This window comes from Streptomyces sp. NPDC007971 (assembly GCF_042958635.1).
Lineage (GTDB): Bacteria > Actinomycetota > Actinomycetes > Streptomycetales > Streptomycetaceae > Streptomyces.
Genome location: NZ_JBIBJK010000007.1, coordinates 394,304 through 407,088 on the forward strand (window position 1 = coordinate 394,304; position 12,785 = coordinate 407,088).

The 12,785-nt window shown below is 72.0% G+C and carries 10 protein-coding genes, 1 tRNA gene and 1 pseudogene; 8 read left to right on the top strand and 4 right to left on the bottom strand.

The features are described 5' to 3' along the window. Window position 1: 1 nt before the first annotated feature. The 3 genes from ACFZCP_RS17650 (at window position 2) to ACFZCP_RS17660 (ending at window position 3,921) form a co-directional block, all read left to right on the top strand. Complete coding sequence (locus tag ACFZCP_RS17650) at window positions 2–1,189, top strand: acetyl-CoA C-acyltransferase (protein ID WP_391427900.1); 1,188 nt, start codon at window positions 2–4, stop codon at window positions 1,187–1,189. Window positions 1,190–1,271: 82 nt separating this feature from the next. Then, window positions 1,272–2,783: an AMP-binding protein gene (locus tag ACFZCP_RS17655; RefSeq protein WP_391427902.1), complete on the top strand. Its 1,512-nt coding sequence runs from the start codon at window positions 1,272–1,274 to the stop codon at window positions 2,781–2,783. Between the two features lie 364 nt (window positions 2,784–3,147). Then, window positions 3,148–3,921 carry a TSUP family transporter gene (locus ACFZCP_RS17660; RefSeq protein WP_391427903.1) on the top strand — a complete coding sequence of 258 codons (774 nt, stop codon included), beginning with the start codon at window positions 3,148–3,150 and terminating at the stop codon, window positions 3,919–3,921. On the opposite strand, the gene ACFZCP_RS17665 is transcribed toward ACFZCP_RS17660, so the two are convergent. Next, the gene (locus ACFZCP_RS17665; RefSeq protein ID WP_362683257.1) at window positions 3,910–4,695 is read right to left on the bottom strand and encodes an HAD-IIA family hydrolase; all 786 of its coding nucleotides are present in this window, start codon (window positions 4,693–4,695) and stop codon (window positions 3,910–3,912) included. The two genes, ACFZCP_RS17660 and ACFZCP_RS17665, sit on opposite strands and share 12 nt — an antisense overlap. Window positions 4,696–4,774: 79 nt before the next feature. Between ACFZCP_RS17665 and ACFZCP_RS17670 the strand changes: the two genes are divergently transcribed. Further along, entirely contained in the window at window positions 4,775–5,521 is a 747-nt protein-coding gene (locus tag ACFZCP_RS17670) for a cobalt-precorrin-6A reductase (RefSeq protein WP_391427904.1), read from the top strand. Between the two features lie 81 nt (window positions 5,522–5,602). On the opposite strand, the gene cobF is transcribed toward ACFZCP_RS17670, so the two are convergent. Next, a complete protein-coding gene (cobF, locus tag ACFZCP_RS17675) occupies window positions 5,603–6,376 on the bottom strand; it encodes a precorrin-6A synthase (deacetylating) (RefSeq protein WP_391427905.1) in 774 nt (257 codons plus the stop codon). A gap of 55 nt (window positions 6,377–6,431) precedes the next feature. Continuing rightward, complete coding sequence (locus ACFZCP_RS17680; RefSeq protein ID WP_362683254.1) at window positions 6,432–6,932, bottom strand: DUF309 domain-containing protein; 501 nt, start codon at window positions 6,930–6,932, stop codon at window positions 6,432–6,434. A 290-nt stretch (window positions 6,933–7,222) separates the two neighbouring features. Here ACFZCP_RS17680 and ACFZCP_RS17685 point away from each other — a divergent pair. The 4 genes from ACFZCP_RS17685 to ACFZCP_RS17700 all read left to right on the top strand — a co-directional run bounded on the left by ACFZCP_RS17685 (window position 7,223) and on the right by ACFZCP_RS17700 (window position 12,178). Then, window positions 7,223–7,296, top strand: a tRNA-Pro gene (locus ACFZCP_RS17685). A 630-nt stretch (window positions 7,297–7,926) separates the two neighbouring features. Further along, window positions 7,927–9,459 carry a glutamate synthase-related protein gene (locus ACFZCP_RS17690; protein WP_391427906.1) on the top strand — a complete coding sequence of 511 codons (1,533 nt, stop codon included), beginning with the start codon at window positions 7,927–7,929 and terminating at the stop codon, window positions 9,457–9,459. Between the two features lie 13 nt (window positions 9,460–9,472). Continuing rightward, on the top strand, window positions 9,473–11,236 hold the full coding sequence (locus tag ACFZCP_RS17695) for a thiamine pyrophosphate-dependent enzyme (protein WP_391427908.1): 1,764 nt from the start codon (window positions 9,473–9,475) through the stop codon (window positions 11,234–11,236). Window positions 11,237–11,332: 96 nt separating this feature from the next. Beyond that, window positions 11,333–12,178, top strand: a complete 846-nt coding sequence (locus ACFZCP_RS17700) for a SigB/SigF/SigG family RNA polymerase sigma factor (RefSeq protein WP_391427909.1) — start codon at window positions 11,333–11,335, stop codon at window positions 12,176–12,178. Between the two features lie 381 nt (window positions 12,179–12,559). Here ACFZCP_RS17700 and ACFZCP_RS17705 read toward each other — a convergent pair. Then, a pseudogene (locus ACFZCP_RS17705) lies at window positions 12,560–12,766 on the bottom strand (YhjD/YihY/BrkB family envelope integrity protein); the annotation flags it as partial. Between the last annotated feature and the right edge of the window lie 19 nt (window positions 12,767–12,785).

Consider the following 12,785-nt stretch of genomic DNA (forward strand, 5'->3'; position numbering starts at 1 on the left):
CGTGCGTCCCGTCCACTTCGCGGCCGCCCGCCGCACCCCCATCGGCAAGCTCCGCGGAGCCCTGTCCGCCCTGCGGCCCGACGACCTCGCGGCGACCGTGATCCGCCGTCTGGTGGCCGACGTGCCCGCCCTCGACCCGGCCCGCATCGACGACGTCTACTGGGGCGCCGCCAACCAGGCCGGCGAGGACAACCGCAACGTCGCCCGCATGGCCGCGCTGCTGGCAGGCCTGCCCGACTCCGTGCCCGGCGCCACCGTCAACCGGCTGTGCGCCTCCGGCCTCGAAGCGGTCACCACCGCCGCGCGCACCATCGCCGCGGGCGAGGCCGACATCGTGCTCGCGGGCGGCTCCGAGTCGATGAGCCGCGCCCCCTTCGTGCTGCCCCGCCCCGACGAGGCCCTGCCGCAGCGCATCGAGACCTACGACACCCGCCTCGGCTGGCGCCTGGTCAACCCGGCCATGAAGGACCTGCACGGCCTGCTGTCCATGGGCGAGACGGCCGAGGAGGTCGCGGAGCGGTACGGCATCTCCCGCGAGCGGCAGGACGAGTTCGCGCTGCGCAGCCACCAACGGGCCGCGGCAGCACGCAAGAACGGCCACTTCGACGGCGAACTGCTGCCCGTGGAAACCCCCGACGGCATCCTCGTCGAGCAGGACGAGTGCGTCCGCGAGGACACCTCGCTGGAGAAACTGGCCCGTCTCAGGCCGGTCTTTCGGGCAGGTGGCACGGTCACGGCGGGCAACGCCTCCCCGATGAACGACGGCGCGGCTGCGCTCCTGCTGGTCAGCGAGGAGGCCCTGAACGAACTGGGCCTGGAATCCCTCGGCCGGTACGTCGCCGGTGCCTCGGCGGGCGTCCACCCCGATGTGATGGGCATCGGCCCCGTCCCCGCCACCCGCAAGGCACTGACCCGGGCCGGCTGGACGGTCGGCGATCTCCAGGAGGCCGAGTTCAACGAGGCGTTCGCCGCCCAGGCCCTGGCCTGCGTCGACCAGCTCGGCATCGACCCGGACCTGGTGAACCCCTCCGGCGGCGCGATCGCTCTCGGCCACCCGCTGGGCTGCTCCGGCGCCCGCATCCTGACCACGCTCCTGCACCGGATGCGGCGCACGGGCGCCGAGCGGGGCCTTGCGACCATGTGCGTCGGAGTGGGCCAGGGGAGCGCGGTGCTGGTCGAGAGGCACTGACAGCTCTTCAACTCTTCAACGGGGGCTCCCCGCAAGGGGATTCGGTAGCACGAGCCGCAGCAAGGAAACGGAGCATCACTCCATGGCAACCCTGTCCGTCGCCGCCATCCTCGCCGAGAACGCCCGGCGCCGTCCCGAGAAGACCGCGCTGGTCGAGGGGGATCTGCGGCTGTCCTTCCACGAGGTGTGGCGACGGGCCAGGGGGCAGGCGGGCGCGCTCACCGAACTGGGCGTACGGCCGGGGGACCGGGTCGCCCTGATGGCTCCCAACACCGCCGCGTTCCCCATCGCCTACTACGCGATCGCCGCGGCGGGCGCAGTCGTCGTCCCCGTGCACCTGCTCCTCTCGGCGCCGGAGGTCGAGCACGTGCTCAGGGACAGCGGAGCCACGCTGCTGCTCGTGCACCCGGCGCAGGCGGAGACGGGACGCGCCGCCGCAGGTGCCCTCGGCGTGCGCACCGTCACCCTCGGCGAGGAGTTCGACGGGCTCGCGGCCGGCGCCGAGCCCCTGCCGTCGTACGTCACCCGCAGCGCCGACGACCCGGCGGTCGTCTTCTACACCAGCGGTACGACGGGCGTCCCCAAGGGCGCGGTGCTCAGTCACTTCAACCTCGTCATGAACGCGACCGTCAACGCCTTCGACGCCCACGACATCCGCGCCGACGACATCGCCCTCGGCGCGCTGCCGCTGTTCCACGCCTTCGGCCAGACGGTGTCACTCAACTCCACCTGGCGGGCGGGCGCCACGCTCGTCCTGCTGCCCCGCTTCGACGCGGCCCGCGCCATCGAGCTGATGGTCGCGGAGAAGGTGAACACCTTCCACGGAGTGCCGACCATGTTCGTGGCCCTCGCCGCGGCCGCCGCGGACGCGGGCGCGCTGCCCGAGCTGCGCGTGTGCGTCTCCGGCGGCGCCTCCCTGCCGGTGGCCGTACTGGAGCGCTTCGAGGCCGCGTTCGGCGCGCGGATCTACGAGGGGTACGGGCTGTCGGAGACCTCCCCGGCCGCCACCGTCAACCAGCCCGACTTCGGCACCCGGGCCGGCACCATCGGGCACCCGCTGTGGGGCGTCGACGTGGAGATCGCCCGCGCCGAGATCGAGGGCAAGGTCGAACTCCTGCCGCCCGGTGAGCTGGGCGAGGTCGTCATCCGCGGCCACAACGTCTTCTCCGGCTACCTGCACCGCCCCGAGGCCACCGCCGAGGCGCTGGTCGACGGCTGGTTCCGCACCGGGGACCTGGGCACCAAGGACGAGGAGGGCTTCCTCCGGATCGTCGACCGCAAGAAGGACGTCATCATCCGCGGCGGCTACAACATCTACCCGCGGGAGGTCGAGGAGGTCCTGATGCGCCACCCGGGCATCGCCCAGGTCGCCGTGATCGGCCTGCCCGACGAACTGCACGGCGAGGAGGTGTGCGCCGTCGTCGTACCGGCGCAGGGCACCGCCCCCGACGCCCCCGGTATCACCGCGTGGTCCAAGGAACACCTGGGCCGGCACAAGTACCCGAGGCGCGTGGAGTTCGCGGACGTGCTGCCGCTCGGGCCGAGCATGAAGGTGCTCAAGCGGGAGCTGAGGGCGCAGTACACGGGCAGTTGAGGCCCCCGGCGCGCCGGTCGTCGATGCACCCCCTGTCCCAGGCGCGCCGCCCGTCGTCGTGACCCCGGCGAACCGGCGCGTCCGCGGTTACGGCGAACCGGCCGTCGTGACGGCCTCGGCGACCGGCTGTCGTTGTGGTCCCGACGAGCGGCCCGTCGCGACGGGCCGGGCGGCCGACTGTCGTTGCAGGCCCGGGAACCGGCTGCCGTGGTCGGCACGGTGAGCCGTTCGTCGCGACGGGCCCGGTGAGCCGTTCGTCATGGTGGGCCCGGTGAACCGGTCACCGTGGTGGACCCGGTGTGAGGACCGCCCTGCGAGACGGTCCTCACACCGCCGGATGCGTGCGTCTACCATCGGTCTCCGCATGAACACGATGACTCTCTGGTACATATCCGGCTGGCAGTTCGCCGCCCTCGCCTTCGCCGCCCTGGTCGTGGGCTTCTCCAAGACCGCCGTCAGCGGGGCCAACACGGTCAGCCTCGCGATCTTCGCGGCCGTCCTGCCGGCCCGTGCGTCCACCGGGGTGCTGCTGCCCGTCCTGATCGCGGGCGACGTGCTCGCCGTGCTCACCTACCGGCGGCATGCCCACTGGCCCACGCTGTGGCGACTGTTCCCGGCGGTGGCGGCCGGCGTGGTGGGCGGCACGCTGTTCCTGATGTGGGCCGACGACGCGATCGTACGGACCTCGATCGGGGCGATCCTGCTGCTGATGGCCGGCATCACGCTGTGGCGGCGGCGCCGGACCGAGGCGGCCGACGAGCCGGACGCGGTCACCACCCGGGCGGGCCGGATGAAGGCCCGGTCCTACGGCGTCCTCGGCGGGTTCACCACGATGGTCGCCAACGCGGGCGGGCCGGTGATGTCGATGTATCTCCTTTCGGCGGGCTTCCGGAAACTTGGTTTCCTGGGCACGTCGGCGTTCTTCTTCCTCATCGTGAACGTGGCCAAGGTGCCCTTCAGCGCCGGACTCGGCCTGATCGACGGCCGTTCCCTGCTGCTCGACGCGGCGCTCGCCGTGTTCGTCGTGCCCGGCGCGCTGTTCGGGCGATGGGCCGTGGACCGGATCAACCAGCGGCTGTTCGAGCAGCTGGTGATCGCCGCGACGATCCTGGGCGCCGTCCAGCTCCTAGTGCGCTAGCCCCAGCAGTCCGGGCAGACCGGCGAAGGAGTCCAGCACGTGGTCCGGGCTGCCGCTCGCCCGCCGGACCGCCTCGGGCAGGAACTTGCCGGTGCGCACCAGCACGCCGGTGATGCCGAGCCGCTGCGCCGCGAGCACGTCCGACTCGATGTCGTCCCCGATCATCAGCGCCTCGCCCGGCCCGGCGCCCAGCCGCCCGAGCGCCGCCTCGAAGAACGCCCGCGACGGCTTGCCGGTCACCTCGGCCCTCGTGCCGGCGGCCGCCTCCAGACCGGCGACGAACGCCCCCGCGTCCAGCTGGAGCCCCGCGTCCGTGCGCCAGTACAGGTTGCGGTGCATGGCGACCAGCCGCGCACCCCGTTGCAGCTGCCCGAAGGCCCGGTTCAGCTCGGCGTACCCGAACTCGGGCCCCGCGCCGCCGAGCAGCACGACGTCCGGCACGGCCGCGCCGTCGTCCTCCTCGTCGACGAGAGTGAGACCCGCCAGGTCCTCCCGGACGTCCCCGCTGTTCAGCAGGGCGCAGCGGGCACCGGCCAGATGAGCGGCGGTGGCCGCGGGTGCCGTCAGGATGTCCTCGGCGCTCACCGCGAAGCCCGCGCCGGCCAGTGCCCCGGCGATCGACGCCCGGGTACGGGACGTCGTGTTGGTCACCAGCGCGACCCCGAGACCGGCCTCCCGGATCGCCCGCAGGGCCGCCACCGCGCCCGGCAACGGCCGCCAGGACACGGTCAGCACCCCGTCGATGTCGATGAGCACGGCCCGCACGGACGCCATGGAACCCATGCCCGGACCCTAACGGGCAGGAGCAGCGCCCGGGGCCCGGCGCCCGGGGACATCCCCTACGCTCACCCTCATGTCCCCGCACGTCCTGATCCTCGGCGGCACCACCGAGGCCCGCCGCCTCGCGGCCGAACTGGCGGCCCGCCCCGGCCTCCGGGTCACCACGTCCCTGGCGGGCCGCGTGACCCGGCCGGGGGAACTGGACGGCGAGGTACGGATCGGCGGTTTCGGTGGCGCCGAGGGCCTGGCCGACTGGCTGCGCGCGCACCACGTCGACGCCCTGGTCGACGCCACGCACCCGTTCGCCGAGGCGATCACGGCGAACGCGGCCCGCGCCGCGACGGCCGCGCGTGTCCCCGCCGTCGCCCTGCGCCGCCCCGGCTGGCGCCCGGGCCCCGGCGACCGGTGGTACGACGTCGACTCCCTGGCCGAGGCCGCCGAGACCCTGCCCGGCCTGGGCCGACGGGTGTTCCTCAGCACCGGCCGCCTCGGCCTCGCGGCCTTCGCCCACCTCGGGGACCTGCACTTCGTCGTACGGTCGGTGGAGCCGCCGGGGCCGCCCCTGCCGCCGGACGCCGAAGTGATCCTCGCGCGTGGCCCGTTCGGCCTCGCCGACGAGACGGAGTTGCTGCGCGCCCACCGGATCGAGGTCCTGGTGACGAAGGACAGCGGCGGCGGGGCGACGTCCGCGAAGCTGACGGCCGCTCGGGACCTCGGGCTGCCCGTGGTCGTCGTACGACGGCCCCCGCTCCCCGACGGTGTGACCGCGGTGGCGGACGTGGCGGGCGTACTCGACCGGCTGGGACTCAGCCGCCCGTAGGGGCACCCCGTCGGGCGGCCGGCTGGGACGCAGTCGGCCGCAGGGACACCCCTTCGGCCCCGTCCGTGCGCCGCTCGCGGCTCAGGCCTCCCCGGGGTGCCGGCGCAGGAGGTACGTGTCCATGATCCACCCCTTGCGCTCGCGAGCCTCGGCCCGCAGCCGCTCGATGCGGGGGCCGGCCTCGCCGATGGGACCCGACGCGAGGATCTCGTCCGAGGTGCCGATGTACGCCCCCCAGTAGATGTCGATGTCCTGGTCGGCGTACTGCCGGAAGGCCTGGTGCGCGTCCAGCATGACGACCACGTCGTCCACGCCGTCCGGAAAGCCCTCGGCCAGCCGCCGTCCGGTGGTGATCTGCACCGGCCGGGCGACCCGGTTCAGCCCCGTGCGATGCCGGGCGACCAGCGCGGAGACGCTGCTGATGCCGGGCACCACGTCGTACGCGAACTCCACCGCGCCCCGGGCCAGCACCTCCTCCAGGATCCCCAGCGTGCTGTCGTACAGGGACGGATCCCCCCACACCAGGAACGCACCGGTGCCGTCCTCGCCCAGTTCGTCGGTGATCAGCCGCTCGTAGATCCCGGCGCGGGCGCTGCGCCAGTCCTCGACGGCCGGCGAGTACGACGCCCCGCCCGCCTTCCTGTCCCGGTCCGGATCGCGGGCCTCCACCAACCGGTACGACCCCTCGGGCAGATGTGCGTCCAGGATGTCCCGGCGCAGCTGCGTCAGATCGTTCTTCACCTCGCCCTTGTCGAGCAGGAAGAACACGTCCGTGCCGCGCAGCGCCCTGACGGCCTGCAGGGTCAGCTGCTCGGGGTCGCCCGCGCCGATACCGATGACATGAATCTTTCGCACGCCCCGAGTCTGCCCCATGCCACCGACCATGCGTCCATCGCCTCCGCACCGAGCGCTACGGGGTCCCTCGGGGGCCGAGCCGAGGCGCCTCCGCCACCGGGTCGACGGGCCCGGAGCCGCCGTCCACCCGCCCGGCCAACTCCCGTGCCCATCGCACGAGGCCCGCGAGGTCCATCCCGTACGGCCGCTCCTCGTCCCGCCCGGCGGACCACTCCTGGACCGCGCCCGCGCCGCGGCGCAGCAGCCGTGCCCCGCCGGTGGCGTTGCCGCGGGCCGCGTGCGTGAGCCCCACCGAGAGCTGGGCCAGCCCGCGCCACAGTGTCCGCTCGGCCTCGGGCCCCGATTTCCAGGCGTCCTCGAACACCTCGTGGGCGTGGAAGGGCTTGCCCGCGTCCAGCAGTTCCTGTGCCTCGGCAACCGTCTCCCGCGGGGTCCGCACGACGCCCTCCGGCTGCCGGGCGACACCCTCCGATCCGTACGGCAGCGGCCGCCCCAGCCCGTCCCGCGGCCGGGCGCTGCGCGCCCGCCCGTCCACGTCCCGGTCCCGCCCGTCCACGTCCGGGTCCCGCCCGTCCACGTCCGGGTCCCGCCCGTCCACGTCCGGGTCCCGCCCGTCCACGTCCACGTCCCGCCCTTCCACGTCCCGTCCGTCCTGGTCCCGGCCGCTCGCGTATCGACCGTCCATGTCCCGGTCCCGGCCGCCCGCCGGCTCGGCCCCTGCCGCTGCCTCTGCGTCTCCCATACGACCGATTGTCCCCACCCCGCCCGGACCCTTGTCGGCGCATCCCCGCCGGTGGGGTAGAGTTCTTTCCACGCGATCACGCGGGTCACCGCGAGTGAGCGCATCGGGACGTGGCGCAGCTTGGTAGCGCACTTGACTGGGGGTCAAGGGGTCGCAGGTTCAAATCCTGTCGTCCCGACTTTACGAAGTCGCAGGTCAGGGGCCGCTTCAGAGGAGATCTGAAGCGGCCCCTTGATCATTCTTGGGGACCACTTGGGGACCAAGGCGGTTGACGGGGGCTGTGGCGCACTTTGACCCGGTCAAGGTGCGCCACGGGGTGGTCGCTAAGGCGCGGACAGGGCGGTTCGTGGAGTCGTCCATGTGTTTCCGATGACGCATCATGTGGAGTGTGTGGCCATCCTTGAGCCGGCTGCGAAGGGCTCCTGATCTGCGGGTTTGCGGCCCGGGTGGTTCGCTCGACCTGTTTGCGTGGCTGCACCGGGCCGAGCGGACGGTTCCCTCGCGGTGGACATCTCAGTGCTGCTGACCTGCTGTAGGCCAGCCGCGTCTTGCCGGCCCGACGACCGTCGAAACCTCGGTTCGGTCCCATCTCCGCGCCGAGTGGGAGGTCAGGTTGCCGCCCGGGTCCTGTCCATGCGGTCCACCACCCTGACGAGCGTGGCCGAGGGCTCACGGCCTGTCCGGCGGACACCGCGACTGGGAGCGTCCAGTGCCCGGCTGTCGCGCACGGCGATCGATATCCGGGCAAGGCGTCAGGTGTGACACGCGTGGGAATCGTCTTCCTGACTCTGGTGGCCGCTCTCGGGCTTTGGCCGCGGCGCTCGGGCTCTCGCCCTACTGGTGGTTCGCGGCCGTTCCGCTCCTGTTCACGGGGGTGCTGGGCACCTGGGACCTGGTGCAGCGGCGGCACTCGGTGCTGCGCAACTATCCCGTCCTCGGCCATGCCCGCTACCTCCTGGAGCGCGTACGCCCGGAGCTGCAGCAGTACTTCATCGAGCGGAACTATGACGGGCGCCCCTTCGACCGGGATGTGCGCAGCATCGTCTACGAGCGAGCCAAGGGCACCGACGCGGAGGAGCCGTACGGCACCGAACGGGACGTGTACCAGCCCGGTCACGAGTTCCTGGTGCCGTCGATGGCGCCGCGCCCGGTCCCGAAGACTCCGCCGCGCGTGCGGATCGGCGGTCCGGACTGCGGCCGGCCCTACGGCATGGCGCTGCTGAACGTCTCCGCGATGAGCTTCGGCTCACTGTCCGCCAACGCCGTCCTCGCTCTCAACGGGGGTGCGGCGGCGGGAGGTTTCGCACAGGACACCGGTGAGGGCGGCCTGTCGGAGTACCACCTGCGTCCTGGTGGCGACCTCGTATGGGAGATCGGCACCGGATACTTCGGCTGCCGTACCGGGCAAGGCGACTTCGACGCGGCCGAGTTCGCCGACAAGGCCGCGCACGAACACGTCAAGTGCGTGTCCCTGAAACTGTCGCAGGGTGCCAAGCCCGGCATCGGCGGTGTTCTGCCGGGAGCCAAGGTGGACGCCGAGATCGCCCGGGTCCGCGACGTGCCCGAGGGGCGGACGGTCATCTCCCCGCCGTACCACCGGGTGTTCTCCACCCCGCGCGAACTCGTGCGCTTCATCGCTCGCATGCGCGAGTTGTCCGGTGGCAAGCCAGCCGGGTTCAAGCTGTGTGTGGGCTCCCGCCGGCAGTTCCTGGCCGTGTGCAAGGCCATGCTGGAGGAGGGCACTGCGCCTGATGTCATCGTGGTGGACGGCGCCGAGGGTGGGACCGGTGCGGCACCGCTGGAGTTCGCGGACCATGTGGGTGTCCCGCTCACCGAGGGTCTGCTCACCGTGCACAACGCCCTCGTGGGCACGGGCCTGCGCGACCGCATCAAGATCGGGGCGAGCGGCAAGATCGCCACGGGGACCGACCTGGTCAAACGCATGGTGCAGGGTGCCGACCACGGCAACGCCGCGCGGGCGATGATGTTCGCCGTCGGCTGCATCCAGGCGCAGCGGTGCCACACGAACACCTGCCCCACCGGCGTCACCACCCAGGACCCCCGCCGAGCCCGCGCCCTCCACGTCCCCGACAAAACGGCACGCGTACAGCGCTTCCAGGAAGCGACCGTGGCCAGCGCCTTGCAGATCATGGCGTCCATGGGCGTCACCGACCCCGCCCAACTGCGTCCGCACATGCTCCGGCGGCGCGTCGACCCCTGCACCGAGCGCTCCTACGAGGAGCTGTACGAGTGGCTTGGACCAGGGCAGTTGCTCGCCGAGCCGCCCGCCTCCTGGGCGGCCGACTGGCAGGCCGCCGACCCCGACCGTTTCACCGTGTGACCTGGAGGACTACGTGACCCGCACTGTTGCCCGCGTCATCGTGGACGCGTTGAGCGAACTCGGCGTGCGCCAGGTGTTCGGCGTCGTGGGAGACGCGCTCAATCCGCTGACCGACGCCATCCGCACCACCGAGGGCCTGGAATGGGTGGGCTGCCGGCACGAGGAGGCGGCGGCTTTCGCCGCGAGCGCACAATCGCAGCTCACCGGCACCCTCGGTGTGTGCATGGGCACGGTCGGACCCGGTTCGGTCCACCTCCTCAACGGGCTGTACGACGCGGCCAAGAGCCACGCCGCGCTCCTGGCCATCGCCGGCCAGGTGCCGCTCGCCGAACTCGGCAGCGACTACTTCCAGGAGGTGGACAACGACGCCCTCTTCAGGGATGTGGCCGTGTTCCGCGCGACCATCACCTCTCCCGACCAGCTTCCGCAGATGCTGGAGACGGCGGTGCGTCACGCACTGGGCCGCAGGGGCGTCGCCGTTCTCACGGTGCCGGGCGACCTGGGCGAGCGGGAACTGACCGCCGACCGGCCGGCCCGGTTCTCCCTGAACGCCCCGGTGAGCCGGCCCGACGGGTCGGCCGTCCACCGCGCCGCGGAACTCCTCGACCGCTCCGAACGGGTCACCCTGCTCGTCGGTGAGGGCGCCCGCGCCGCTCGCGAGGACGTCCTCACCCTCGCCGACCGCCTGGCCGCACCGATGGTGCTCACCCTGGAGGCCAAGGCGGGCTTCGAAGGCGACGACAACCCCTTCCAGGTCGGCCAGACGGGGCTGATCGGCAACCCCGCCGCCGCCGCGGCCCTCCAGGACGCGGACACCCTGCTGCTGCTCGGCACGGACTTCCCCTACCGGGACTGGTATCCCGAGGGCCGGACCGTGATCCAGGTGGACACCGAGGCCACCCATATCGGACGCCGGGTACCGGTCGACGTCGGGCTCGTGGGAGACACCGGCGCCACCGTACGCGACCTCCTGGACGACCTCGCCGCCGCGCCCGCCGGGTTCGAAGGCGCACGTGACCGCTCGCACCTGGAGACGACGCGTGAACGCTTCGACCAGTGGCGCACCGGTCAGGCCCGGCTCGCCGATCCGTCGCACGACAAGGGCGTGGTGGGCCGTATCCGCTCCGCGCTGGACAACCGCGCCCAAGACATCCGCCCTGAGGCACTGGCCGCGGCCGTCGACCGGATCGCGGCCGATGACGCCGTCTTCACCTCTGACACGGGCATGGCCACCGTGTGGCTCTCGCGCTTCGTCGAGATGCGCGGCGAGCGGCGCCTCATCGGCTCCTACAACCTCGGCTCGATGGCCAACGCCATGCCCCAGGCCCTGGGCGCCCAGTGCCTGGACCGCGAGCGCCAGGTCGTGGCCTTCTGCGGCGACGGCGGACTGAGCATGCTCCTCGGCGACCTCATGACCCTGAAGACGTACCGCCTTCCCGTCAAGCTCGTCGTCTTCGACAACCGCCGGCTGGGCATGGTGAAACTCGAACAGGAGCAGTCCGGCCTGCCCGAGTTCGGCACCGTGCTGGACAACCCCGACTTCGCCGCCGCGGCCGAAGCCATGGGCATCACCGGCATCCGTGTGACCGACCCGGCCGACGTGGAGGGCGCCGTGCGACGCGCCTTGGGCAGTCCGGGCCCGGTCCTGCTGGACGTCCTCACCAACCCCGACGAGATCGCCGTCCCGGCCAAGCCGACCATCGAGCAGGGCTGGGGTTTCGCGGTCGCCAAGGTGAAGGAAATCGTACGCAGCCATGGAGAGTCCGGCGGGAACTGACAACAGTTCGAGGAGTGCCGATCGGCGGACGGGGTAGGCGCGTGCCTGCCGGACGATGAACCGGCGACGACGAGGCTGATCGACTGGGAGGGCGCCATGATGCCGACGACGACCGTGCTGACCGCCGAGCAGACGGTGGATGTGCCGGAGATCACGGACCCTTCCAAGGTCGCGCCGAAGGACGCGCGGGAGCTGTCGAAGCCGTTCTTCGACCGGCTGGCCGTCCTGGAGGAGGGAACGCCCGAGTATCAGTACGCGCGCAACACGCTGATCGAGATGAACATGTCCCTGGTCCGCTACGCGGCCGGCCGGTTCCGCAGCCGCGGGCCGGAGGAGATGGAGGACATCGTCCAGGTCGGCATGATCGGACTCATCAAGGCGATCGACCGCTTCGAGCTGACCCGCGAGGTCGAGTTCACCTCCTTCGCCGTGCCGTACATCGTCGGCGAGATCAAGCGGTTCTTCCGCGACACCTCCTGGGCCGTACATGTCCCGCGCCGGCTCCAGGAAGCCCGCGTCCAACTCGCCCGCGCCAACGAGGAACTGCGCAGCCGACTGGGCCGGACACCGACCACCCAAGAGCTTTCCGAGCTGATGAGCCTTCCGGAGGACGAGGTCGTCGAGGCCCAACTGGCCTCCAACGGCTACAGGTCCGCCTCCCTGGACGCGGCGATCAACGGCAGCGAGGACGGCGAGGCCGCGCTGGCGGACTTCATCGGCGACGAGGACGCCGCCCTCGGCCTGATCGAGGACTTCCACGCCCTCGCCCCGATGCTCGCCGAACTCGACGAACGCGACCGCAAGATCATCCACTGGCGGTTCGTGGAGGAACTCACCCAGGCCCAGATCGGTGAACGTCTCGGTGTCTCCCAGATGCACGTCTCCCGCCTGATCTCCCGCCTCCTGGCCCGCCTGCGTGAAGGCATGCTCAGCACCGTCTGACGGTCGGGGGCCCGGCAGCGGGACGGCAGCCGGGCGTCCTGCGGAGCGGGGGCGATGTCGGGTGTAGCGCCTCACTCTTGCGAGGTCCTGCCGATCGGGCGGGGCCTCGCGGCCGCGTGGTGCGGTCCGCCTCCACACTCGCCGCCATCGGGTACGGGCCGATGACGGATACGGCGCTCCGAGCACCGTTCCCACCCCGAGACGCGGCGCACCGCGCGAGGCCGGAGGCCGCGACCGCCCACGCGGCCGACGGGCAGACAGCGCCACAGGCGACCGAGCGGCCAGCTCACGGTTCGTGCGGTGTCGGCGCGTGCGTGCCGTACTGAGCGAACCGGCCGAAGGGAAGGCCGCGGGCGGTCCCGCCGCTACTGGAAGACCGGCTCATTCCCCGTGCACGGGCTTCGCCAGCTCTGCGTTGAACTGAGCGCCGACCAGCAGGGACAGGTTGGGCAGCCACAGCCAGAGCAGGAAGACCACGACGCCCGCCAGTGAACCGTACAGATGGTGATAGGTGCTGACATGGGAGGTGTAGACGGCGAATCCGAGTCAGACCCCCAACAGAAGCGCTACCGCCGATGTGCCGCCGGGTGCCCTCTTCCCGAGCCTG

Bases quoted from the DNA above. Each gene is read 5' to 3' on its own strand.
- ACFZCP_RS17655 (WP_391427902.1), top strand. From the start codon at position 1,272: ATGGCAACCCTGTCCGTCGCCGCCATCCTCGCCGAGAACGCCCGGCGC.
- ACFZCP_RS17660 (WP_391427903.1), top strand. From the start codon at position 3,148: ATGAACACGATGACTCTCTGGTACATATCCGGCTGGCAGTTCGCCGCC.
- ACFZCP_RS17665 (WP_362683257.1), bottom strand. From the start codon at position 4,695: ATGGCGTCCGTGCGGGCCGTGCTCATCGACATCGACGGGGTGCTGACC.
- ACFZCP_RS17670 (WP_391427904.1), top strand. From the start codon at position 4,775: ATGTCCCCGCACGTCCTGATCCTCGGCGGCACCACCGAGGCCCGCCGC.
- ACFZCP_RS17700 (WP_391427909.1), top strand. From the start codon at position 11,333: ATGATGCCGACGACGACCGTGCTGACCGCCGAGCAGACGGTGGATGTG.